The 24,280-nt window shown below is 56.3% G+C and carries 19 protein-coding genes and 4 pseudogenes; 9 read left to right on the top strand and 14 right to left on the bottom strand.

What is annotated here, in order from left to right; translation table 11 throughout:
• Positions 1-64 precede the first annotated feature (64 nt).
• The 7 genes and pseudogenes from ABJD00_RS09595 to ABJD00_RS09565 form a co-directional block, all read right to left on the bottom strand.
• Positions 65-720 (bottom strand): annotated as a pseudogene (locus tag ABJD00_RS09595) (IS6 family transposase); the annotation flags it as partial.
• Positions 721-919: 199 nt separating this feature from the next.
• Positions 920-1,912: pseudogene (locus ABJD00_RS09590) on the bottom strand (ABC transporter ATP-binding protein).
• Positions 1,909-2,937, bottom strand: a complete 1,029-nt coding sequence (locus tag ABJD00_RS09585; protein ID WP_413849451.1) for a Gfo/Idh/MocA family protein — start codon at positions 2,935-2,937, stop codon at positions 1,909-1,911. The pseudogene ABJD00_RS09590 and the gene ABJD00_RS09585 overlap by 4 nt, the downstream one beginning before the upstream one ends.
• On the bottom strand, positions 2,934-3,773 hold the full coding sequence (locus tag ABJD00_RS09580) for a carbohydrate ABC transporter permease (RefSeq protein ID WP_108835237.1): 840 nt from the start codon (positions 3,771-3,773) through the stop codon (positions 2,934-2,936). The genes ABJD00_RS09585 and ABJD00_RS09580 overlap by 4 nt, the downstream gene beginning before the upstream one ends.
• A 10-nt stretch (positions 3,774-3,783) precedes the next feature.
• Entirely contained in the window at positions 3,784-4,698 is a 915-nt protein-coding gene (locus ABJD00_RS09575) for a carbohydrate ABC transporter permease (RefSeq protein WP_413849449.1), read from the bottom strand.
• Between the two features lie 63 nt (positions 4,699-4,761).
• The gene (locus ABJD00_RS09570; RefSeq protein WP_413849447.1) at positions 4,762-6,015 is read right to left on the bottom strand and encodes an ABC transporter substrate-binding protein; all 1,254 of its coding nucleotides are present in this window, start codon (positions 6,013-6,015) and stop codon (positions 4,762-4,764) included.
• 36 nt (positions 6,016-6,051) lie between these two features.
• Complete coding sequence (locus ABJD00_RS09565) at positions 6,052-6,939, bottom strand: N-acetylmuramic acid 6-phosphate etherase (RefSeq protein ID WP_413849445.1); 888 nt, start codon at positions 6,937-6,939, stop codon at positions 6,052-6,054.
• Positions 6,940-7,107: 168 nt separating this feature from the next.
• Here ABJD00_RS09565 and ABJD00_RS09560 point away from each other — a divergent pair, with 168 nt between their 5' ends.
• From ABJD00_RS09560 to ABJD00_RS09540, 5 genes are all read left to right on the top strand, one after another.
• A complete protein-coding gene (locus ABJD00_RS09560) occupies positions 7,108-7,989 on the top strand; it encodes a BadF/BadG/BcrA/BcrD ATPase family protein (RefSeq protein WP_413849443.1) in 882 nt (293 codons plus the stop codon).
• Positions 7,976-8,731, top strand: a complete 756-nt coding sequence (locus tag ABJD00_RS09555; RefSeq protein WP_413849441.1) for a GntR family transcriptional regulator — start codon at positions 7,976-7,978, stop codon at positions 8,729-8,731. The genes ABJD00_RS09560 and ABJD00_RS09555 overlap by 14 nt, the downstream gene beginning before the upstream one ends.
• Before the next feature lie 13 nt (positions 8,732-8,744).
• Positions 8,745-9,773, top strand: coding sequence for an SIS domain-containing protein (locus ABJD00_RS09550; RefSeq protein WP_413849439.1), 1,029 nt, complete (start codon positions 8,745-8,747; stop codon positions 9,771-9,773).
• Entirely contained in the window at positions 9,770-10,939 is a 1,170-nt protein-coding gene (nagA, locus tag ABJD00_RS09545; RefSeq protein ID WP_413849437.1) for an N-acetylglucosamine-6-phosphate deacetylase, read from the top strand. The genes ABJD00_RS09550 and nagA overlap by 4 nt, the downstream gene beginning before the upstream one ends.
• Before the next feature lie 66 nt (positions 10,940-11,005).
• Positions 11,006-11,830 carry a protein phosphatase 2C domain-containing protein gene (locus tag ABJD00_RS09540; protein ID WP_413849435.1) on the top strand — a complete coding sequence of 275 codons (825 nt, stop codon included), beginning with the start codon at positions 11,006-11,008 and terminating at the stop codon, positions 11,828-11,830.
• Between the two features lie 77 nt (positions 11,831-11,907).
• Here ABJD00_RS09540 and ABJD00_RS09535 read toward each other — a convergent pair.
• From ABJD00_RS09535 to ABJD00_RS09520, 4 genes and pseudogenes are all read right to left on the bottom strand, one after another.
• Positions 11,908-12,611, bottom strand: a pseudogene (locus ABJD00_RS09535) (IS6 family transposase).
• Positions 12,612-12,815: 204 nt separating this feature from the next.
• On the bottom strand, positions 12,816-13,136 hold the full coding sequence (locus tag ABJD00_RS09530) for a hypothetical protein (protein WP_413849433.1): 321 nt from the start codon (positions 13,134-13,136) through the stop codon (positions 12,816-12,818).
• A complete protein-coding gene (locus ABJD00_RS09525) occupies positions 13,133-13,369 on the bottom strand; it encodes a hypothetical protein (RefSeq protein WP_413849431.1) in 237 nt (78 codons plus the stop codon). Before ABJD00_RS09525 ends, ABJD00_RS09530 begins: the two co-directional genes overlap by 4 nt.
• Before the next feature lie 36 nt (positions 13,370-13,405).
• Entirely contained in the window at positions 13,406-13,708 is a 303-nt protein-coding gene (locus tag ABJD00_RS09520; protein WP_413853683.1) for a hypothetical protein, read from the bottom strand.
• 368 nt (positions 13,709-14,076) lie between these two features.
• On the opposite strand from ABJD00_RS09520, the gene ABJD00_RS09515 reads away from it, so the two are divergent.
• Positions 14,077-14,547, top strand: coding sequence for a toxin-activating lysine-acyltransferase (locus ABJD00_RS09515; RefSeq protein ID WP_413849427.1), 471 nt, complete (start codon positions 14,077-14,079; stop codon positions 14,545-14,547).
• A gap of 132 nt (positions 14,548-14,679) precedes the next feature.
• Positions 14,680-17,820, top strand: a complete 3,141-nt coding sequence (locus ABJD00_RS09510) for a hypothetical protein (protein ID WP_413849425.1) — start codon at positions 14,680-14,682, stop codon at positions 17,818-17,820.
• 313 nt (positions 17,821-18,133) lie between these two features.
• Here the strand turns inward: ABJD00_RS09510 and ABJD00_RS09505 are convergent.
• From ABJD00_RS09505 to ABJD00_RS09495, 3 genes and pseudogenes are all read right to left on the bottom strand, one after another.
• Positions 18,134-19,066: pseudogene (locus ABJD00_RS09505) on the bottom strand (IS5 family transposase).
• 92 nt (positions 19,067-19,158) lie between these two features.
• Positions 19,159-19,503, bottom strand: coding sequence for a c-type cytochrome (locus ABJD00_RS09500; RefSeq protein WP_413849423.1), 345 nt, complete (start codon positions 19,501-19,503; stop codon positions 19,159-19,161).
• A gap of 207 nt (positions 19,504-19,710) precedes the next feature.
• Positions 19,711-20,118 (bottom strand): universal stress protein, encoded by a 408-nt coding sequence (locus ABJD00_RS09495; protein ID WP_413849421.1) that lies wholly within the window; start codon positions 20,116-20,118, stop codon positions 19,711-19,713.
• A 797-nt stretch (positions 20,119-20,915) separates the two neighbouring features.
• On the opposite strand from ABJD00_RS09495, the gene ABJD00_RS09490 reads away from it, so the two are divergent.
• On the top strand, positions 20,916-21,548 hold the full coding sequence (locus tag ABJD00_RS09490; RefSeq protein WP_413849419.1) for a tyrosine-type recombinase/integrase: 633 nt from the start codon (positions 20,916-20,918) through the stop codon (positions 21,546-21,548).
• A 263-nt stretch (positions 21,549-21,811) separates the two neighbouring features.
• Positions 21,812-23,677: an AMP-binding protein gene (locus ABJD00_RS09485; protein ID WP_413849417.1), complete on the top strand. Its 1,866-nt coding sequence runs from the start codon at positions 21,812-21,814 to the stop codon at positions 23,675-23,677.
• The last annotated feature ends 603 nt before the right edge of the window (positions 23,678-24,280 follow it).

The raw sequence follows: 24,280 nt of genomic DNA, 5'->3' as shown, positions 1-24,280 counted from the left end.
CGAACGGTGCTGTCAGACGAATTCGAACCAGTCTCAGTTTGCCGCCAGACGCGTGCACTGACACGGCACAAAGCGGGCGCCACTCGGCGAGGGCGGAGGTTCGGCTAGTTTTTAAATTGCGTCGTGAGTAGGGGTGGCGTTCCTGATTGAAGTGTTTGTGCCCTGAAGAATTGACAGCTGCGAACTTTTGCAAGCATCGCATTTGCCGAAATTGGAGCATGGCTCGCTCTCGTCGTCGAAAAGGCAGTTGCGTATTCTCGGCCCGATTGTTGGACTTGTGGAGCGCTTCCTACCTTTCGGCGTTGCCGATGACTTTCGTTGCAGCAACGTATAACCTCAGCTTTTCGGTCACGATGATTTAAGGGCGACCGTATCGCTTCATTGATTTCCTGAGGAATTTCAACGCGGCTTTGCGGTCCCGCCGCTTCGTCACGTAGCTTTCCAGCACTTCGCCTTCGTGGTCCACAGCCCGCCACAAATAGTGGTTCCGCCGTTGATCTTCACGAAAATATCGTCGAAGTGCCACAGCCAATTCGAATGAAAGCACATACGGCTGACCCTGTCTCTGCGGATCTCAGCCGCGAACATTGGACCAAATCTGTTCCACCAGAACCGAACCGTTCCGTGGCTGGCGTCGATCCCGTGTTCGTGCAGCAGATCCTCGACATTCCTTAGCGAAAGCGGGAATCGAACGTACATCATTACCGCTAGGCGGATGATCTCAGGGCTGGTTTTGAATTAGCGAAATGGGTTAGATTTTGTCATCCCGCGAAGCTACAAAACCGCCCTGCCCGCCTCAAGTTGGTTTTGTCTGACAATGCCCCATCCGCTCCTTGATTCACGCTAAAGCGGGACCGACTGAAAGTCGGTGGGACTGCTGCAGACAGTGGATACTAAACACTGACTGGGAATCTTTACCCTACATACGGAGCCCATCAGCGTTGAAGTAATAGGCCCGTTCCGGAGAATACCCAAAATTGACGGTTTGCCCCTGATTGATTGAATGCTGCCCGAACAGGCGCGCAGTGATTTGTGTGCCTTTCACCTGAGCAATAACATTGGTGTCACCACCCAGATGCTCCACGTGCAGGACTGCAGCAGTCAGCTCTCCATCTGTCTGAAGTCGAAGATCTTCGGGACGAAGGCCAAGCGTTCTTGGGTCGCCTTCCGACATAAACCCGGCAGGCATGAAATTCATCGCGGGAGACCCCAGGAAACCTGCAACAAACTGGTTCACAGGATTGTTGTAGAGTTCCATTGGACTGCCGATCTGTTCGACGCGTCCATCCTACAGAACAACAATCTTATCTGCAAGGGTCATCGCTTCAGTCTGGTCGTGAGTCACATAGATCATCGAGGCAGCCAGCGCGTCGTGTAGTTTAGCGATCTCAAGCCGCGTGTTCATCCGCAACGCGGCATCGAGGTTCGATAGAGGTTCGTCAAAGAGAAAGAGTTTTGGTTCGCGCACTATAGCACGACCAATGGCAACACGCTGGCGCTGGCCGCCGGACAACTCGGACGGATAGCGATCAAGATATGCCTCAAGGTCCAGCATCTTGCTGGCCTTAGCGACCCGTTGTTCGATAACGGCCTTGCTTTTACGTTCCTGTTTGAGGGCCAGCGACATGTTTTTGCGCACATTCAGGTGCGGGTAGAGCGCATAACTCTGGAACACCATGGCGATGCCGCGTTTTGACGGTGGAGTGGCGTTAACCAGATTGTCATCGATGCGCACTTCGCCAGACGTCGCATCCTCTAAACCCGCAATCACGCGCAATAGTGTGGACTTGCCGCATCCTGACGGTCCGACGAAAACGACAAACTCGCCGTCCTCGACCTCGATATTTATGTCTTTCAACACGTGAACGTCGCCAAAAGACTTGTTCACGTTGGTCAGGGTCAAAGCAGTCATAGATTTGGCTCCTTGAGAGATACGGGGTGACCTGTGCGAATGCTTTCATCGGCAGCCAGGCAAATAGCGAGGGATTGCACCGCGTCGCTCATGTGGCGGGTGAGGTCGATGTTTTCTCGAATGACACGCAGCACATAGGACTGCTCGGCATCACACAGTTCCTGATGGCCGGGCTCATTGGGCATTTCGATGGTTTGATCACCTTCAGGGCGATGCACCAGAATGCCCCCGACCTTTGTATGGCCGTCGATATCGGCCGAAGCACCCTTGTTACCATCAGTGATAGAGACAGATCCGTTGGGCGACACGATGTCCTTAACGAAGAACGCCGTTTCTGACATCATTGGCCCCCATCCGGCCTCATACCAGCCGACTGAACCGTCCTCAAAGATGACCTGAAACTGGCCGTAGTTGTACATCCCCTCGGCAATCTCAGCCGACAGGCGCAGCCCCATTCCATGCACATGCACAGGATCGGCATCCGTGATCTGACACATCACGTCGACATAATGAACACCGCAATCAACGATTGGACTGGTGGTCAGCATCAACGCCTTGTGGGTCTCCCACTCGACACCGGACGACTGTTGATTGAGGTTGAGACGAAACACATATGGCCCGCCAAGGTTGCGCGCCTCATCGATCAACCGCACCCACGACGGATGGTGCCTCAGGATATATCCAACAACCAGCTTGCGGTTTAACCTTTGGGCCGTTTCAACCACGCGGCGCGCATCCGCAACCGTGGTTGCAAGCGGTTTCTCAACAAAGACATGCGCACCTGCCTCCATCGCAGCACAGGCAAAATCCGCATGGCTATCGGAATAGGTCGCGATTATTACAAGGTCCGGCTTGGTCTCCATCCCTTCTTCGAAACTTTTGAAGCGTGGGTAGCCAACCAAGGCGTCCGACAGAGCAATCTCGGATCGATTCACCAGTCCAACGATCTCTGACCCGGCGTGATGATGAGCCAAAGCATGAGACAAACCCATATTTCCCAAGCCTACAATCAGTACTCGGGTCATTTGACTGCTCCGGATGTCAGGCCGCGGATCAGTTGCCGCGAGAAAATCACATATAGTACCAACACCGGCAAGATCGCCATCGACAGCGCCGAAAGGACCGCGTTCCAGTCCGTAACAAACTGACCAATGAAGACTTGGCTACCAAGAGTCAGTGTCTTGGTTTCTTCTGCCGGGGCAAGGATCAGCGGGAACCACAGGTCATTCCAGATCGGGATCATGTTGAATACAGCGACTGTCGCCATGGCGGGTCGCACCAGTGGCAGGACAAGCTGAAAGAAGATTGCATATTCACTAAGGCCATCAACGCGGGCGGCATTTTTCAGATCATCTGAAACCTGCCGCATGAATTCACTGAGAATGAAGACCGCCAATGGCAGGCCCTGCGCCGTATAGACCAGGATCAGCGCCCAGAGCGTGTTCACCAGTCCGCTCGCCACCATCATTTCCAGAATGGCCACGGTCCCGATGCGTATCGGGATCATGATGCCCAGCGCCAGATACAACCCCATCAGCGTGTTACCTTTGAAACGGTACTCCGCCAATGCGAACGCCGCCATGGCGCCGAAGAGCAGGACAAAGAACAGCGAGGCGACGGTCACGATCATTGAGTTCTGGAAATACAGAAAAAAGTCACCTTGTTTCATCACGGTCTGGTAGCCGATCAGCGAAAAGCTTTCGGCATCGGGCAATGCGAGGGGTTCGCGAAAGATCGCCTTGCGAGTCTTGAAGCTGTTGATCAGGATCACGAAGACCGGGAAGAGCGCGATCAGAGTGTAGAGGATCAGCGCCCCATGCATGGCGACTGTGTTGAACGGATTAGTACGCGCTTTATTCATCTGTTTAGCCTCACATCTGATAGCGGCGCATCCGGGTCTGGATACCAAACAGGTAGATGCAGACCCCGATGAGGATGATAGCAAACATACCGCCCGCAATGGCCGACCCCATATGCGGGTCCCCCAGTTGCAACTGAAAGCCGAAGAAAGTGCGATACATAAAAGTACCGAGGATGTCGGTCGAATAGTCCGGACCGGCTAGCGCGCCTTGGGAAGCATAGATCAAGTCAAAGGCATTGAAATTGCCTACGAATGTCAGGATCGAAATGATGCCGATGGACGGCAGGATAAGCGGTAGCTTGATCTTCCAGAAGGCGGACAGACCGGTGATGCCGTCTACTTCTCCCGCTTCAAGGATTTCTTCGGGGATCGACAGCAGAGCCGCGTAAATCAGCATCATCGGGATGCCGACAAATTGCCAGACAGAGATCAGAGCCAGTGTTGTCAGAGCGTATTCTTCCTTGCCCAGCCATGGCGCAAACAGTGATTTCAGCCCGACAAAATCCAGCATGGATGGCGCAATGCCCCAGATCGGCGACAGGATCAGTTTCCAGGCAAAACCGACAATGACAAAAGAAAGGATTGTAGGAATGAAAATTGCCGAACGGTAGAGTGCCGCAAAGCGCAATCGCGGGTGGCTCAGGACGGCGGCGAGCGCCACGCCGATGGGATTCTGAACCAGCATGTGCACGATAAAGAACCAGAAATTGTTCCCAAGCGCGTTCCAGAACTGCTCGGACCAGATCGGGTCAAAAAATAACGTGCGGAAATTGTCGAGACCGACGTAGATACGTTCCTGATCCACTTTGCTGTAGAGCGCGAGGCGCAGCGTGTTGAACAGGGGAAAGATCATGACGGCGGTGTAGACCAGCACGGCGGGAGCCAGAAACACAGCGATGTGCCAGCGTGTACGAGCGCGTTGCATTTGGAAATCTCCTGAAGGGTCCGGGTGGGAAATGCCACCCGGACAAGGCAGTAACGGGAGGGGTTACTGCTGTGGTTCGTACCAGCTGGCGAGGCCCTGTTGCAGCTCGGTGCCCAGTTCTTCGGGTGACGAGGTGCCCTTGATGGCCGCCACGGATGCGCCCCAGGTCTCGTTTTCGAGGTTTGGCGTACCGCGAGACAGGATCTGGTAAGTGGAACGGATTGTGCTCTCGCACTCACCACGCCAGCCGACGATTTCCTTGGCCAGCGGATCTGACAATTCCACCGGTTCCTTGGACAGCGGGAAGAAGCCAGGAAGAGCATTGCCGAAAATTGACGCAAATTCGGGGCTACCCACCCAGGCAAGGAACGTTTTGGCAGCCTCCGGGTTATCTGTTGCCGCGTTCATCCCGATGCCGATATCGGTGTGGTCAGAAATATAGCATGTGTCGCCTGCATTCTGAACCGGTGGTTTGAACGCGCCCATCTCGAAATCCGCTTGCGCGTTGAAACCCGAGATTTCCCACGAACCCGCAGGATAGATCGCGGCGCGACCCAAGGTGAACAGGTTCTGGCTATCCGGGTACGTTTGAGCTTCGAACCCGTCGCCAAGATATGCGCCCCACTTCGCTAGCGTCGCATATGGAGCGACCCAGGCCTCGTCCGTCAGCTTCTGTTCGCCCGCGATCAGTGCGCGACGGCCTTCTTCGCCTTTCCAGTAATTCGGACCGATGTTGTTGTAGCCCATAGTGGCGGCTTCCCACTGGTCATTGGTGCCCATAGCCATCGGGATGTAGTTTCCGTCTTCTTTGAACGCCTCAAGAGCGGCAAAGAACTCAGCTTCGGTGTTCGGCACATCGACGCCCACTTCCGCAAAAGCGTCCTTGTTGTAAATGAAGCCATGAATGACCGAGGCCATCGGCACGCAGAACGTCGCCGCGCCGTCATCTGTCTGCCACGCCGATTTCGCAACGTCCGAGAAGTTGCCCATGGCGTCCATGCCAGCAAGATCGGCCAGATGGCCCGCCTCAAAGAGTGCCAAGGATGCGTCGAACGGACGGCAGGTGATGATGTCTCCTGCAGAGCCAGCATCCAGCTTGGAGTTCAGAACGGCGTTGTACTCAGCCGGGGCAGATGGTGTGAAGTTCACCTTGATGCCGGGATGCTCGGCCTCGAATGCCGGAATGATCTCTTCCTGCCAAAGCACCAGATCGTCATTTCGCCAGCTTTCGATGTTTAGCGTGACGTCTTGCGCCATGGCTCCGGTGGCGGTGAGCGCCGTGCTCAGCAAAGCCAGTTTGATCGTGTTGCGGGTCATTTTGGTTCCTCCCAGATTGCAACGAAAGTGATGATTTTAAACCGAGCGCTCCAATATGGGGCGCAAATGTCCATTTGTATCTTTTAGTCGGGCCTGTGCTGCATCCCGCGACAGCCCCATGGCGGCCATCAAAACAGCCGCTTTGACGTCGCCACCTGCAGCATCCAGCACCTGTTGCGCCGTGGCCTCCGACACGCCAGCGATCTGGACGACGACCCCGCAAGCCCGGGCGCGCAGTTTGATATTGTCAGCATTTACGTTGACCATCATGCCATCATGGACGTGGCCCAGATGCGTCGCCATCAAGGTTGACAGCATGTTGAGTGCAATCTTCTGGGCCGTACCCGCTCCCATCCGGGTCGATCCGGACAAAACTTCGGGCGGCGTCTCGAGCAGTACCGCATAATCAGACATTTCAAGCAATTCAGAACCTGCATTGTTGGCAATGCCAATGACGGTCGCGCCCTTAGACTTGCCGATACGCGCCGCAGCAATCGTGAATGGGGTCGACCCGCTAGCCGACACCGTGATCAACGTGTCCTTTTTGGACAGTTCCGCCAAAGCTGTGGCCAGCCCATCGGTGGCGTCTTCTGTATCACCCGACATCTCGACGCCGGACGGCAACCCACCGGCCATGTGAATCCGCAGTTGCACTGCAGGAATGGAAAATGTTCCGCCGAGCTCCTGTGCGTCCGCGGCGGCCATCAATCCCGAGGACCCTGCAGCCGCATAGTGCAGACAAGCGCCGGCATTTATTGTGCGCGCCATGGCCATTGCGCCTGCGCAAATAGCTGGGATTGCCTTTTGAACACTCTCGGCCGCAGCAACTTGCCCGCCCGCAAGAAGCGCCGCAATTTCCGCTGGAGGACGTTGATCCAATCCTGCGGCGCCGTCATGCAATTGTTCCGTCGTCTTCGCAGACACACGATTCTCCCTCAAGCTTCGATCAAGATACCTTTTAAATACCATTTGTCTACCATTTAATTTCTTGCCGCAATTTTGCCATGCTTTGTGCGATTGCAAAGCATATATGTTGATTTTGGTACTACTTGGGCCTTTAAAATTCAACAAAGGTATTATAAAGGTATCTTTATGAAAGATTCGCGCAACACACCAGTCCTTGCTATCGACGGCGGCGGAACACGTTGCCGCTTTGCCCTGCAGACGGCAGAGAAGCGCGTGGTTGCAGAAACCGGGTCGGCCAATGTGTCAACGGATTTCGACGGCTCTGTTTTGCGGCTGCAAGATGGAATCGCCGCTCTGGCGGGCATGGCAGAAACTCGGGTCGAAGCCCTTTACCATCTGCCAGCTTTCGTTGGACTGGCGGGGGCAACCGGAACAGCGGAGGTCGAGCGCTTGATGTCCGCACTGCCGCTGAAGAACGTATGTTACGCCGATGATAGGCGTCCCGCACTGCGCGGTGCCTTGGGGCAAAACGACGGGTTTGTCGCGCATTGCGGCACCGGTTCCTTCTTTGCCTCGCAGATGGGCGGCAAAGAACGCTTTGGTGGTGGTTGGGGTGCGACCCTTGGCGATGAGGCTTCAGCGCAATGGGTCGGGCGCAAGGCGTTGACGCAGCTGTTACGCCAAGTTGATGGGTTCGCCTCCGCCTCCGCATTGGTGCAAGACTTGATGACCCATTTTCAGAATGCAGACAACGTGGTGGAATTTGCCCGAACTGCAAAGCCAATCGACTTTGGCACCCTCGCGCCGCAGGTCACCGCGCATGCCGAAAGCGGTGATACTGTCGCGCTGAAAATCCTGCAATCCGGGGCTGATCACATCGCCACCGACCTGGGACACATGGGGTGGACGCCCGGCCTGACGATATGCCTCACGGGTGGGATCGGCCCGCAATACGCCCCCTTTTTGCCCGAAGGCATGAAAACCGATCTCACCGAACCGCTTGGGCAGCCCCTTGACGGGGCGATTGCGCTCGCGCGGGAAATGGAAATGACACATGGACATTGCTGAATTCCTGCGGCCCGAAGGCTGGTTAAGCCGGTCCGCTGGTCCGCGTTACGTGCAGTTGCGCAGACGGCTTGAGGCCGGGATTGAAGATGGCATTCTTGCCCCAAACTCCTCTCTCCCGCCTGAACGCGAGATCGCGGAAATAACCGATCTTTCTCGTGTTACCGTTCGCAAGGCCATTCAGGAACTTGTGCGCGAGGGCACCGTAGAGCAACGCCAGGGGTCAGGTTCTTTCGTACGCGAGCCGGTCACTCGCGTGGAACAGTCACTGTCCCATCTGACCTCCTTCACCGAAGACATGCAGCGACGCGGGCTGGAGACCACGTCAAAATGGCTTGAGCGGGGGATCTTTATGCCCGCCCCTGACGAGGTACTGGCCCTTGATCTTTCCACGGGCGATCAAGTCTCGCGGATTTACCGCTTGCGCGAGGCGGGCGGGCGACCAATGGCACTGGAACGCGCGGCTCTGCCGCTCGATATTCTGCCAAATCCCACTGCAGTGACGACTTCGCTTTATGATTTGCTAGAGCAATCCGGCATGCGCCCGGTCCGCGCCGTTCAAAAAATCTCTGCCATCAATCTAGAAACTGAGGAAGCGGACCTGTTGAACGTTGCCGAGGGTACTGCAGGGCTGCGTATACAACGTACCTCTTATCTGCAAAGCGGGCGGGTCGCGGAACTCACCCGCTCGATCTATCGCGGTGACGCCTACGATTTCGTAGCCGAACTACGCCTCTCTCATTGAAAAGGTTCTTCTGATGAATTCTGACACCACCCTCATGCGCCAGGAAATCATTGAAATCCCGGATGCTGTGGACCGTCTTCTGTCCGACGGCGGTGATGACATCCGCGCGGCCGCAACAGCAGCGCGCGACATGAACCCAAGCTTTCTTCTTTCGGTGGCACGTGGGTCATCGGATCACGCCTGCACCTACCTGAAATATGCCAGTGAGCTGGTGTTGCGCCGCCCCATGGCCTCGGTCGGACCTTCCGTGAAATCCGTCTACGACGTCGACCTTGCAGCGCAAAGCGCGCTGTGCCTGTCGGTGTCACAATCGGGAACGAGCCCTGATATTGTGCGTATGACGAAATCTGTCACGAACTCTGGAAGCATGACCGTTGCGATCACCAATGATCCCTCCTCCGATCTTGCACAGGTCGCCTCAAACACCCTGCCGATCCATGCCGGTCCAGAACTTAGTGTCGCCGCCACCAAGACCTTCGTCACCTCCCTTGTTACCGGGCTCTGGTTAATCGCCGAAATCAAGCAGGACTCCGATCTCATTTCCGCAATCCATACCCTGCCCGCCCATCTGGCCAACGCGACTGCCTGCGACTGGTCCGAGGCCGCCGCTGTTATGGACGGGCGATCGCTGTTTACGCTAGGGCGCGGCCCGTCCTGGGCGATTGCCAATGAGGCCGCGTTAAAATTCAAGGAAACATGCCTGATCCACGCGGAAAGCTATTCTTCCGCAGAAGTACTGCATGGCCCGGTTTCCATCGTCGAACAAGGTTTCCCGGTTATTGGTTTCGCGGCAGGTGATCCCGCCGAAAGCAATTTAGCCGAAGTCGCCGATACATTGGCCGACAAAGGTGCGACGGTCTTTGCAACATCAAACAAACTCAAGAAGGCAACCGCGTTGCCACATATACGGACGGACCACTGGCTGACCGATCCCATCGCCGCAATCGTTTCCTTTTATGGGATGGTCGAGACGGTTGCACGCAGCCGAGGCATCAATCCTGACACACCTCGGCACCTCAAAAAAGTGACCGAAACAGTATGACTTTGGCAACCGTAACATTTATTGGCGGGCACATTTTTGACGGCGAACACCTGCATGACGCCAAGGCTGCGCAGTTTCATGATGGCGTGTTTGTCGGGTTGGTACCGGACTCCCGGATTTCCGCCACTGAAACCGTCATCGATTTGAATGGGGATATCCTGTCACCCGGCTATGTCGACCTTCAGGTCAACGGCGGCGGCGGCGTCATGTTCAATGACGATCCAAACCTTGAAAAGCTGAAATTGATCGCCGAGGCGCACAGGTCACTCGGCTCGGCCTCAATCCTGCCGACGTTGATCACCGCCCGCAGCGAGAAAACCACTGCCGCCATAGATGCCGTGCGCATGGCCTTGAACGCAAATGTTCCCGGTATTGTCGGGTTGCACCTTGAGGGACCGCATCTGTCTGTTTCACGCAAGGGCGCACACGACGCATCGCTTATCCGGCCCATGACCAATGCAGACCTTCACCAACTGCTTGCTGCCAAGGCTGACATTCCGGTCCTCAAAGTCACGATTGCACCTGAAAGCGTTACGCTTAATCAGGTCACCACGCTGGTCGAGGCAGGCATTCTCGTTTCGCTCGGTCACTCGGACACCAATTTTGACACATGCCGGGCCTACGCCGAAGCAGGCGCATCCTGCGTGACGCATTTGTTCAATGCGATGAGCCAACTCGGAAACCGCGAACCAGGCCTAGTCGGAGCCGCATTGGAATTGGGACTACTGTCCGCCGGCTTGATCGCTGATGGCATTCATGTGCATCCCGCAACCATGCGTGCAGCCTGGAAGGGAAAAACCGGACCGGGCAGGATCTTTCTTGTCAGCGATGCAATGGCCGTAGCCGGAACGGAACACATCGAATTCTCCCTCGATGATCGCCGGATATCACGGCGTGACGGCAGATTGATCCTTGATGACGGCACGCTCGCAGGCGCCGATCTGGACTTGACCAAAGCAGTAAGCAATGTTGTCAACAAGATTGGAATAAGTGTCGAGGATGCGTTGCGTTCTGCAACATCTATACCGGCCAATATCATCGGCATTTCGAGTGGTTTGGTTCCTGGAGAAACCAACTTGTCCGACCTCAATCGGATATCTGGGGATTTGGCCGGCTTGCAGCCACTAGAAGCCACTGCAGACCCAGAGCATCGTTCCAATAGTTGATGAGCTGGGCACGAAGTGGTCGGTCTCTGCTGGGCAAACAGTTCATATTTAGAGGAACCGAGCGGCATGCATTTCGAATTTCTTCAAGCCGTCAGTATCAGTGGGCACGCTGACAAACCGAATGATGACCGATGCGGATCAATCGCCAATCTGGCTTGGGTCGTCGACGGAGCAACCGATTTGTCTGAACCTGGCCTACTCGGCAGTCAGGGAGGAGCTTCGTGGCTCGCATCAGCAGCCAGCAGCGCCTTCGAGACTTCAGAAGCAACAGAAATTCAACAGACTTGTCAGGCCGCATTTTCGCGAATTGAGGCCCAGTTCGAAGCGCAAAGGACCAGGGAGGTTTCCAACCCTTGGGAAATGCCGAAAGCAGCGTTCGCGGTCGCCCTTCTAAAGGATGATGTTCTTTCGGTTGCTTGGGCCGCTGATTGCCCGATTTTGCTGATTTCAAACGACAATAACGTGTGGTGCACTGACGCACCCGACTCCAGTGCGGAAATGGCAGAAGCACGTGCACTCGGGGTGGGCGTCGGCACAGATCCAGTTTTGACAGGTGAAGTATTGGAAAACCGTCGCATAGATCGGTCACGGGAAAACCACTTCGCTCTCAGCCCTAATGCAAATTCGTCGACTCTGGCGACCCACTATGCGCATTTCAATATCTCTATCGGCGACGAAGTGATTTTGATGAGCGATGGATTTGCAAGTATTGTCACAGACTATAGAAAATATACGGCCCAAGAGATGGTTGAAATCATAAAGTCCAAAGGCCTGGGGACGATTGTCGAAGAAATACGGGGTATTGAAAGAAAAGATTCCGCTTGCAGGCAATTCCCAAGGTTCAAAGTGAGTGATGACGCCACTGCTGTATGGGTTAGGGTATCTGGCTGACTTCTGCTGTCCGGCACCTCCAATGGTGGTATCAGACGAATTCGAACCAGTCTCGGCTTACCGCAGAATGCTTGAGCTTATCCGGAACAAAGCTGGCGCCACTCGGAGAGAGCGGCGCTTCGGTTAAGTTCGAAATTGTCTCGTGAGTAAAGATGTCTCTCCTGATTGAAGTGGTTGTGGACCGAAGAATGGACGGATGCGAATTTCTTCAAACATCGCATTTGTCTAAAGCGGAGCATCGCCCGTTCTCGTCGACGAAACTGCAGATGTGAATTTTCCGCTCTGTTGATCATCCATCTGCCTGTTTCCTGCTTGTCTGCGACGCAAATCTCTTTCAGCGCAGCGCCGTACGATCGCAGCCCGTCCGTGACGATGACCTCTAGGCGACCATGCTTACGCATTGCTTTCTTTAAGAACTTTAAGGCGGCTTTCTTTGCGCGCGTCATTGTGACGTAGCTTTCCAGAATTTCGCCCTCGTAATCGACGGCCCGCCAAAGGTAATGTTGCTCGCCGTTGATCTTGACGCACATCTCATCCAGATGCCACCGCCATCGGCTGGATTTCATACCCCCGATCCGTCACTTTCGGATCTCGGACGCACACATCGGGCCGAACCGATGCTACCAGTATCTCACCGCTTCATGGCTGACATCGATGCCGCGTTCGTGCGGCAGATCCTCGACATTCGAAGGGACAGAGGGAAACGAACGTACAGCATTACCGCCAGGCGGATAATCTCACGGCTTGTTTTAAAATAACGAAATGGATCAGGTTTGGTCATCCGGTGAAACTACGAAACCGCCCTACCCGGCTCAAGCTTGTTTTCTCTGATGGTACCCGCCAACTTATTGGCTGCCATGGCCAGCGATGCCGGGACGACAAGGCATGCACCGAGAAATCCGATCTGAGTACGGTGGCGGCGCGTCTAAGCCACGTGTTGCCGTGGGTATGGGAAGAGGTGCGAGAGTAAAACAAGTCTGGTTCTCTAATTGAGGCGACCGGCCTTCAAAATGCGTTCTATCAAATCCAATGTGGCCTCCGGATCAGCGCGGTAGGCGTCGCGCAAAACCCCAATCTCGTCGAACCCGGTCACGCTTTTAGTGCTTCTAGTGCTTCTGGTGATTTTGGTGCTACTGGTATTGCAAGTTTTCCGCGCCTCAGGGGCAATCCCGGCAATATCTTCGGCTTCTTCCAGAAAAAGACAGGCAAGCTCAGTGTTCTCCAAGCCAAAGAGATCGGTCTCTTGCGCAGGGGCTGCGGAACACAAAAAGAGGGTCATCAAGGCTGCGGGAAACAGGGTCTTCATGGCTGGATATCCTTTGCGACGTCTGCGTGCGCTTGGATGTCACGCAGATAGTCAGTCACTGCATCCTCCAAAACGCCATCAGTCTTTATCAGTTTTCTGTTGGTGCCGGTCAGGGGATCGGAATCCTCTTCAAGCAGCAACCCGGCGCGCACCATCAGGTCAATGGCCTTGATCGCGCTGTCCCGGCTCATGTGATCGAACAAGAGAGCGGCGATTTCAGTCTTGGCGAACACCGCCCGGCGCTTTTCCTTCACCGTCTTGACGCAAATTTATTGCTGCGCGTCCTTGAACACCGATTTCTCCAGTTCCTTGCGGGTCCGAGTCTGGAAATTCTCACTATTGATCAGAGACTTGACTTTGCGGTTGTGGCCTTCGATCAACGCCTCGACAGCCTCGGGTGTGGCGCAGTCGAGCGCTTTGAGCAAGAAAAAGAAACGCGCAACATTGACCACGTTCTCGTGGTTCAGTTCGCGTTGGACGGTTTCGATATCGCCCTTGATCTTGCACCGCTCCGCTGCACGCGCACGCAGCCGGGACAGAAAACGAGCCTCGGCCCGCAAAATAAATTGCAACGTGCTCACCAATTGTGGTGCCGGTAGCGCTGCGGAATGTTCAGACGCGTTGGCCAAGGAAAACCTTTCGACAAAAACCAGTTCGAGATTGGAGCTTTTGGTCCCCGGGCACGTTAGCGGTGCGGGGTTGTTAATGGCAAGCTTCGGGCGGAATTTCTCGGCCATTTGCGTACAGGTTCCTCAGGTTACGTTTGTCTGCGCATCTTGCTAGCGCACAACTATGGTTCGATCGGAGGCTATCTGAAATTCAGATTGGCCCGCCTGCGTTCCAGACAATGTCCCTGCTCTTTGCCCATCCAGGACACGATGGATGCATCACGAATGGCCAACACCAGACGGTCAATTGGATGCAACAGGAGTACAAGACAATGACCACAGATACACCATCCACCGAAGCAACGTTTGGCCCTCTGGGTGAAATGGCCGCCCTTATGGCGCAAAGCGCCTTGCACAAGCACCGCAGCGTCGAGGACAGCCTGGCGTTGGTTCTTCCGGCAATTGCGCTGGGGCAATTTCGCGTCTGGCGCCGCGCCGGTCTTCCGGTGGCCTTCGCCACCTGGGCGTTTCTGGACACGTCGCGTGAGACGGCCGTGCTGCACGAAAACGCTGCATTGACCATTGCCGATTGGGCCACGGGCCCCCGTCCAGTTGTCATGGATGTCGTCGCCCCCTATGGCGACGGATTCGCGATCGGACGGGACCTTGTCCGCACTGTCTTTCCCGAGACCGCATTCACATGTGTCCGCCGCCAAGCAGACGGGGCCGTCCGCAAGGTCGTGCACTTCCCAGGAAGAGACGCGGACGGGCACTGGACCCGGGCGCGCGCCATCGCCGCATAATTTCAACCTTCAATTATTGACTTCAAAATCAAAGGATTAGGACAAATGGGTAGCTCAATCACATCTCCGCATCAGACATATAAACTTTATGGATATTCAACTAACAAGGACGCTGGCAGCGGCAATGACAAGATGTATGGCTATGCCGTCAAAAACAACCTGAAAGGCGGATCCGGAAACGATCTCGTCTACGGCTATGGCGGCTGGAACCGGCTTGACGGTGGCTCCGGCAATGACACGGTCAAGGGCTACGGCGGCAGCAATTATCTCTACGGCGGGTCGGGTCACGACAAGGTTTATGGATATGGCGCCTACAACTATCTGAACGGCGGTTCCGGCAACGACAGCCTCTACGGCTCCGGCGCGACCAACAAGCTCTATGGCGGGACCGGCTACGACTACCTCAAGGGCACGGGCGCCTATAACTACCTGTCGGGCGGCGACCAAAATGACCGGCTGTACGGTTACCGAGCCAAGAACGATCTCCACGGCGGCAACCACAACGACGCGCTCTACGGCTATGGCGCCTCCAACAACCTCTACGGCGGGGCCCATGACGACACGCTCAAAGGGTATGGAGCCAAGAACCATCTCGACGGCGGCACCGGCAACGACAAGCTCTATGGCTACGGCGCCTACAACAAGATGATCGGCGGCTCCGGCGACGACAAGATGTACGGCTACGGCGCCAAGAATGACATGGACGGCGGTTCCGGCAACGACCACATGGAAGGCCGCGGCTCGTGGAACAAGATGCAGGGCGGGTCGGGCAACGACACGATGAAAGGCATCGGCGCCTACAACGAAATGTATGGCAGCGTGGGCGACGACACGATCGAAGCGATCGGGCTCGTCAACAACGCCCACGGCGGCGACGGCAACGACATGATCAAAGCCTTCGGCGGCGTCAACGTGCTCAAGGGCGACGCGGGCAATGACGAAATGACGGCCGCGGGCGGCGTTAACACCATGTTCGGCGGCTCGGGCGACGACGTGATGGTCAGCGCGGGCGGCGTCAACGTGATGTTTGGCGGCACCGGCGACGACAAGATGGTCGCGGCAGCCGTGGTGGCCACGGTCCAGAGCGGCGAGGATGGCGACGACACAATGGTCGCGGTCTCGAACGCGAACTGGCAGTCGGGCGGCGACGGAGACGACGCCATGGTCGGCGTTGGCAACCTGAACCTGCAGTTCGGCGACGCGGGCGATGACATGATGCTGGCCGCAGGCAACACCAACGTTCAGCTTGGCGGCACCGGCGACGACAAGATGTTCGGCGTGGGATCTCTGAATGTGCAGCTTGGCGGCGACGGCAGGGATCTGGCGATCGCAGCAGGCACCGCGAACATCCAGTACGGCGGCAACGACGCGGACATCCTGCTGGCTGGCGGCGGCGCCAACATCCAGGTCGGCGGCACCGGCAGCGACTGGCTGATCGGCGCAGGCAAGGGCAACCTGCAGTTCGGCGGCGAGATCTGGTCGACCATCCCAGACATCGAACTGGGCGACTTCGACCTTGGGGACGCGGCGGACAAGTTGGCCGAATACGCCAACTCTACCGGCACCGACGGGCTGAACGTGATGCTGGCCGGTGGCGAAGCCAACATCCAGATCGGCGGGTCCGAGACCGACATCACGTTGGGCCAAGGCAAAGCCAACCTGCAGGTCGGCGGCGATGGCGCGGACCTGATGATCGGCGGTGGTACCGCAACCGTGCAGCTTGGCGGCGAGGGCACCGACCTGATGGTGGGCCTGGGGCGCGTCAACGTCCAAGAGGGCGGCGCGGACACCGACGTTATGGTGGCCATCGAGCGCGGCGATGACGCGGGCGTCCAGGTCCAGATGGGTGGCGACGGCGGCGACTTCATGATCAGCCGCGGCGGCGACGGCGAGGCGGACCCGCTGGGTGTTCTGAAAGAGCGGCTGGAGCAGAAGGTCGGCGACGCTGGCGACGCGGTGGCGGCCAAGTTTGACGGCTCCGAAGACGACGAGAAGCCCGAAGAGGACGCCCGCAAAGCGCAAGAGAAGGAGGAGTTCAAAGAGAAGATGCTCGAAAACGCGCCCTCGCTGAACCTGCAGTTCGGCGGCGACGGGGCGGACGTCTTCTCCGTCGGTGGCGACCTGGGCTTCCAGATGGGCGGCGCCGACAACGACATCTTCTTGGGCGGTGGCTCGCACAACTTCTCCTTCGGGGGGACCGGCGGCGACCTGATGCTGATGACCGGCGACAAGGCGAACTTCAGCTTCGGTCAGGACGGCGAGGACTGGGTCATCGACACTGGCACCTTCGGCGATCTCTTCTGGGACGCGATCGTGCCCTCCCTGCCCGAAGGCACGAGCCCGATGGATGATGCTGACACCGGCGCGCTGACGCAGATCGGCGACCGTATCGACGGGCTCAAGGACACGCTCGACGCCATGAACCCGCTGCAAAAGCTGACGGATGCCGTGGGTGACCTGATCGACGACGCCAAGTCCGAGGTCGAAGATATCTACACGACGATTTCCTCGGTCATCGATTATGCCAAGACGCAGTTCTTTGGCGGCGACGGCAACGACATCCTCGCAGCCGGCGAAGCAGGCGGCGACTTGATCGGGGGCCAGGGCAACGACACCTACCTCTACACCTTCGGTGGCGCAGAAGAGACCGACATCGATGAAGCCGGGCTCGACGCGGCGCGCGAACTGGGGGATTTCCTCAAGCTCGCCTCCGACAAGCTCGACGCGGTGTCCGGCGGCGGAGGCGGTGACAACGACGTCCTCGAACTCCGGGAGGCGGGATCGCTCGACGGCTCCGACCTGCGCTTCTTCGTTGAAAGCGGCAAAGATCTGGTGATCGAAGGCGACGGCGGCGAGTTGCGCATCAAGAACATGCACGAAGCCGAGACCCAGGTCGAACTCCTGCGCATCGTGGGCGAGGATGGGGTGCAAGAGATCAACTTGGCCGACGCCTGGGACGAGGGTCTTTTCACCGCCTCCTGGGCTGACCGCGCAGGCCAGACCGGCATCGAAGAGGTCGACAGCTTCGAGTTCAAGAACGACGATCCCGACGCGGGCCTCGTGGACTTCGCCGATCACTTGGGCGACGCCGCAGCGGTCAGCGCCGTGGAGATCGCCTTCGCCGAAGCCTTCGACGGCTGGATGAACGGGATCGTCGAAGCTGGCTCCAGCCTGCCGGTGGTCGGGGGTCTGGTTGCGGATGCCGGGGACGTTGTTCAGGACATCCTTGCCTTTGAAGCGCCCGTCACACCGGACCTGTTCGACTTCGTCTGATCCGTCGCAGCTCACGCGCCGCGCCCTTCGCGTCCCAACGCGAGGGGCGCTTTTTTGTGCCCGCACTCACCGGGCAGGGCCGCACATCCACCCGAACGGTGCTGCAGAGGAATTCGAACCAGTCTCAGTTTACCGCAGAATGCGCGAGTTTACCCGGAACAAAGCTGACGCCACTAGGAGAGAGCGGCGCTTCGGTTAAGTTTGAAATTGTCTCGTGAGTAAAGATGGCGTTCCCGTTTGAAGTGGTTATGCGCCGAAGAGGCTTTGTTGCACAAATCACTCGATGGTTGGGCTTCCCCTTACCCAGACACACTTAGCCTACGGGTTCTGTTATAAGAATGCCAAGAGCCGTGTAGCGGTTGAGGACGGCTATGCGGATTTGGATTTCTGCGGCTTGCCTTTGGAAGTCCCTCGCATCAGCGATTGGCCGAGTAGTTTCATACAATGCATCTTGGTTTCGACGCGGCTTCGGCGGTGATATCCGCTCCAGCGTCGCCACAGCGTGCGGCCCAGATACCGCTGCGCATTGACCGCATCGTTACGGGCGATGGCTCCGGCGCTCGTCGGCTTCCAGGGCTTGGCATTCTTGCGTGGTGGGATCACCGCGTGGGCTTCTCTGGCGGCAATCGCTTCGTGACATTTACGGGCATCATACGCCCCATCGGCGGTAACGCTGCCGATATCTTGGTCGGGAGGGATTTGGTTCAGGAGGTCGGGTAACATGGGAGCGTCACCGATGTTGCTGCTGGTGACTTCGACTGCCCGAACCTCTAGCGTTTCTTCGTCGATACCTATGTGTATCTTGCGCCACATGCGCCGTTTGGGGCCGCCATGCTTGCGGGCATTCCACTCGCCTTCTCCCTCGGCTTTGATGCCCGTACTATCAATCAGGACGTTCAGCGGAACCAGTGCCGCCACGATACGGCAGGTTCACGTTCATCGTCTTCTGACGGCGGCACAGCGTGCTGAAATCAGGCACTGCCCAGTCCAGTCCGATCAGCCGCAACAGGCTCTGGACAAACCCAGTTGTCTGCCGCAGCGGCATACCAAACAAGACCTTCAGCGTCAGACAAGTCTGAATGGCGGCGTCACTGAATTTCTGTTGCCGACCGCGCTTGCCGCTCGCCGGTGGCACCCAAACCATCTCGGGATCAAACCAGATCGGCAACGATCCGCGCCGCTTCAAGCTGTCATTATAAGACGACCAATTCTTGGTCTTGTACTTTGTAGGGGCCCAACTACTCATGCCTGCAGCTATCACGCTGGATTCATACAGTGAATCCCATCACACCATTTGTGCAACAAAGCCGATCTGAGCCCAAAGCAGTCGTATGTGCGTCACGGATATTGCTGAATGCTTTCAAGGTAAAACAACAGACCCGCCAACTCACGAGGGGTCGGGGTTAGTATGCCGTCGATTTCGACGGGAACTAGATCCAGCGCCATTTCGTCGCCAAATTGCGGCATGACGCGTGCGAGGTGGCTGTCGATTGGATCACCGTAAATATAAGCTAGTGCGCGCGCCTCAGGAAATGTGCCACCATTCTCTGCGCTGAGTTTCGTTAGGTCGGTAGGTGCAACCGTCAGAGTGCGCCCGGTCGGACCTGCTCCTCGTGCATCTGCTCCGTGACACGAGGTGCAGTTCTGCGCAAAGAATGCCGCCCCATCGGACCGTGTTGGCATCGACTGTTCTTCGCCCATAATGTCTGTGCAGGACGGGAGGGAAAGCGGTATTAGACCTACAAACAGAATCTTGAGTATCAACCTATGCATATTTGTGCCTGTCACTTTTGGATTTGAGATCGCTCAGAGTTTGTGTGCCAAGGAACGCGGCTTCCAGAGAGCCTTTGACCGAGTTGCGGACAAATCGAGTTTTAGCTGCAATTTCGCCTACCTAAGCACATGCACCGCGCAGGCGGCATGACGCACCACATGTGCCGCTGTGCTCCCCAAAAACAGATCCTGAAAACCGGGTCTGTGAGACTCGATAATGATCAAATCCACCCCATGCTCTTGCGCATATTCCACAATGGTTCGACCGGAGTGCCCCTCCACAAGTTGCCCCGTCGCACCAGGTAAATGCGCAGCAACATCATCTATGGCTTGTTGTAGAGCCACTCTAAGTTCTTTTTGCAAATCCTCCGGTATATAAGACGTTGCATATGCGGGTATTTTTTCAATCACATGCAGAAATGTGACCTGGGCATTTGTCGCTGCCAAAAGACCACCCAACTTTATCGAATTTTTCTGGTCGTGTTCGTCATCAAACACGATAGGGATGAGAATATTTTGATACACGGTCTCGCCTCCTCGTAAAGCAACTAAAGTCTAGCATGATTTTGTCTGCTGAATAGCAAGATAACCTATCCAAAAGTATGGTGGACCTAGCCTTAAGTTCGTTTGACGCAACTGAAGAGGTCACGCACGTTTTCTACCGCGTGTGGTGGCTGTTGCTACTGTGTTCCAGACGTCAGGACTGTTAGCTTGATTGCTGGCTGCCTTCACACACCCCCGCCGGCAAGTGACCATCACTCGGCTCTCTGAGCACCTCCCAATACTAGCGCCCTGGCAATGCCCAAAATTGGGGCCATTAGAGGAGCGACCATCATCGCTGCAATCACAACGGCAGATGAGTTGCGAAGTAGTTCCATCTTCAATCTCCCTCATTCACAGTAATCCAGTGATCTTGTTGGGAGCTCGACCTCAGAACAGTGGGCAGCTCAACTACGCATGCTTGTCCCGCATAGCGGTCACTGGCGCAAGCTAAAGCGAACGGCGGCTTTGGGTTTTGCGGTTTTTAGCCACTCTGAATGTCTGCTTTCGGGACATCGCGCTGCACTGCGGCGACTAGCTCCAAGATTTGGTGGATGCGAGGCGGCGAAGTTTTCTGCATCAGCATCAGACGGCTCAGTCCCGCATGGCGGTCATTCGCTTCATTCCATCGAACGTCCGACTTGATCAGAAGCGGTCATTAAATGTTTCGAACTGTGGTCTGAAATGGGCGCGATCGCTTTCTATGATGGAATAGACAGTAAAGTGCGCAGGTTGGCAGGGTGCCGATGCCTGATGTGGGAGGGATGGATGGAGACTTCACCATGTCCAGTATTCAGCTTCCAACAATCATACCGTCTAGGCCGCCGTGGAATAAAAACCGACTGATCGGCCAGAAACGTCCACTCCTGCCAAGGCAGGTCTGGGCAATTCGTGCGCGGCTCGAACTCGCCGGGAACCAGCGCAATCTTGTGCTGTTCAACCTCGCTATAGACAGCAAACTTCGCGGTTGCGATCTTGTTCGCCTGGAAGTGGCGGATCTCGTCGTTGCCGGAGCAGTTCGAGATCGCGTGTCGATCGTCCAGAGCAAGACAGGCAGGCCAGTTCAGTTCGAAGTGTCCGAGAACACGCGACGATCAGTTTTTGAGTGGGTCACATCGCCGGCCATGCTTGGTCGCAAGTTCCTTTTTTCAAGCAGGCTCCACGGTTCGTCGCACCTTTCGACCCGGCAATACGCACGTCTCTTCCGCAAGTGGGTGTCGGTCATTGGACTGGATCATTGCGGGTGCGGAACGCATTCTCTTCGGCGGACAAAGGCTGCACTGATCTATCGCAAGACCGGCAATCTACGGGCAGTCCAACTCCTGCTTGGACACACCAAGGTTGATAGCACGGTCAGGTATCTTGAAGTGAAACTCGACGACGCCTTGAGCATCGCCGAGAAGATCGACATCTGACGGTTTGGCGGACGGCAGCGGCTGTTCGTCATTTCAAAACGGGTTCCTAATTTTCAGGCGCGAACGGCCGCTCCTTGGGATAGCAGACCTTGGTTTATTTGTGTTCGATGACCGCCTTGCGGGGCAATCCGGAAATTCGTGAATTGCTAGATTTCGCAGTCTGCGCGAGCTTCATTTGGATTTCAGCACTTACATCGAAGTTGCAAAATCCTGTTCTTCAGCCAAAGCTCGGAAACAAACTTAGTAGAGTTAAAGGAGACCTCATGGCTAATCTGGGCAAACGTCCGATCAGGACGCGCGAAGACATAGCTGAGTTCGAAACCGAGATGACGCTCGACGAACGGTTGCCCGAGCATAGCATTTTGGAGGTCTTCGAAAACAGTGCTGAGCGTGATCCGGATGCTGTTGCACTGACGATGTTGATGACCGGAGCACCAGATGAGCAGCCTCGTTGCGTCACCTACGGTCAGCTACTTGGGCAGATCAGGCGCGCAGCAAATCTTTTTGCCGAGATTGGAGGGGAGGCACCAGGCGTTGCGTTTATGTTGCCCGCTTTGGTTGAAACACACGTCACGCTATGGGGCGCAGAAACAGCTGGTTACGCTGTGCCCATTAACTTTCTCTTGCAGCCTGAGAGCATAGCAGAGCTGATCAAAGCGTCGGGTGCGAAAATCCTCGTTACTCTCGGTCCACACCCACAACTCGACATCTGGCAGAAAGCTTTGGCATTGAGCCAGCAGATCCCGGACCTCGTGCTGGTACGCGTTTCTCCACCGGGTACGCCCGCTGAAGCCGGGGTGATTAACCTCGCCGAGGCCTTGTCGGCCCAACCAGAGGATCACTTGGCATTTGGGAAGGCTCGGAGCGGTTCTGATCTGGCGGCCTATTTTCACACCGGGGGTACAACTGGCGTTCCAAAACTTGTGGCACACACGCATCGCAGCCAATTGGTTGCTGCTTTCGGGGGCGCTGTTATGTGCGGCTTTCGTTCGGATGATGTTTTCACAGCCACGTTCCCGCTTTTCCACGTCGCAGGCACGATTGTAGGCGGGCTTAGTTGCTTTATGGCAGGTGTAGAGCTGCTTGTGATGACTCCGGCGGGTCTGCGTAATCCAGCGGTGGTCGAAAGCTTCTGGAGGCTTGTCGCGGAATACAAAGTGACGCTTGTCGGAGGTGTTCCAACTGCGATCGGGGCGATCCTGCAAACGCCTGTTGGTGATCATGACATCTCGCGTGTGCGGGCGGGTGCAACCGGCGCATCACTTCTTCCGCCCGCGGTCGGGCAGCGCTTCAAGGAGGTTACGGGCTGCACTTTGTACGAAATCCTTGGCATGACTGAAGCGTCCGGACTGATCAGTATCGACCCACTAGGTGGCTCTGGCACTGCGGGCTCAGTGGGGTGGGCGTTGCCATACACAAGTGTCGACGTTCTGAAGCTGGAAAGCGATGGCCGTCTGGGAGAGGAATGCGAGGTCGGCGAAATTGGTGTAATTGCGATCACAGGCTCCCACGTGTCTCCTGGATACAGCGAGCCGAGCTTCAACACTGGGGTATTCGACGAGGGTGTCCTGAATTCGGGCGACTTGGGATACAAAGACTCTGATGGCTGTCTATACGTAGCTGGCCGCTCGAAAGACCTCATTATTAGAAGCGGTCATAACATAGATCCGGCCATGATCGAAAATGCGATGAGCACTCATCCCGCGGTTGCTTTGGCCGCTGCGGTGGGGATGCCTGATCCTTATGCCGGAGAACTGCCGATGTGCTTCGTTCAGGTCCACACACCGGATGATGTTTCGGTCGAGGAACTCATGGAGCATGCTCGGCAGACCATAGACGAAAGACCGGCATGGCCCAAGATCATTGAAATTGTTGACGAGATCCCACTGACGTCAGTGGGCAAGATTTTCAAACCCAGTCTGCGATGCGATGCTGCAAAGCTGGTCGTAGAAAATCTGCTTCGTGAAGAACTTCAGGTGTCTTTCGCCGATGTTCTAGTGGAGGCTGGAGGGCCACGCGGACTTTGCGTGACGGTGAAACTGGATGATGCAAACACGACGCCTCGGTCTCTTGTTGATCAAAAGCTCAAGGATTTTCTGTTCGAGAGGCGCATTGTGGGGGGATCGTAAGCCACGCGCGTTTTTGCGGCGCGAACTGCCAATAGCAAAACTCATTGCGCTGCGTACGCCCATTGTGCGAGCCTAATTGCTGTTCGTATTGATTGGGGAGGGCACAATGGCGGTTCCGTTTGGTGTGATATCGGTCTTTGTAGGTCTGGCAATATGGGCGGGTCTTGCTGTTCATGCGGTTATGAAGCGCAAGTTTGTGCCCGTACTGCTCTTTGGCATTCTGCTGATGCTGTACTTGAACATGGGATACGTCATTTACGGGCCCGCAGCCTCAATCGCCAATTTCGTTGGAATATATGACGTGTTGATAAATTTGGGACTAAGCGATCCGGTGAGTGCTGCTGCCGTCTCCACGTGCCCCGACAATTCCTGCTCTGTCTGGGGCAACACGTTCGCAAACCATCCTGCGTGGGGCGTCGCGTTTTATGATCGTTTCGCGAATGGACCAGAGTTGAGATCGGCTGAGGCTCCCCATCTGAATTGGTCCACCGTTATGTTTAGGAAACGGAGGACAGAGAATGGCGAACAAACGACACAAGCCAGAGGAAATAGTTCAGAAGCTGCGGCAGGTTGATGTGCTTATCGGCCAGGGGATGCAGCGCG

The sequence above is a fragment of the Tateyamaria sp. genome (genome assembly GCF_039945315.1).
Classification (GTDB): domain Bacteria; phylum Pseudomonadota; class Alphaproteobacteria; order Rhodobacterales; family Rhodobacteraceae; genus Tateyamaria.
This window is presented reverse-complemented; position numbering and strand designations above follow the sequence as displayed.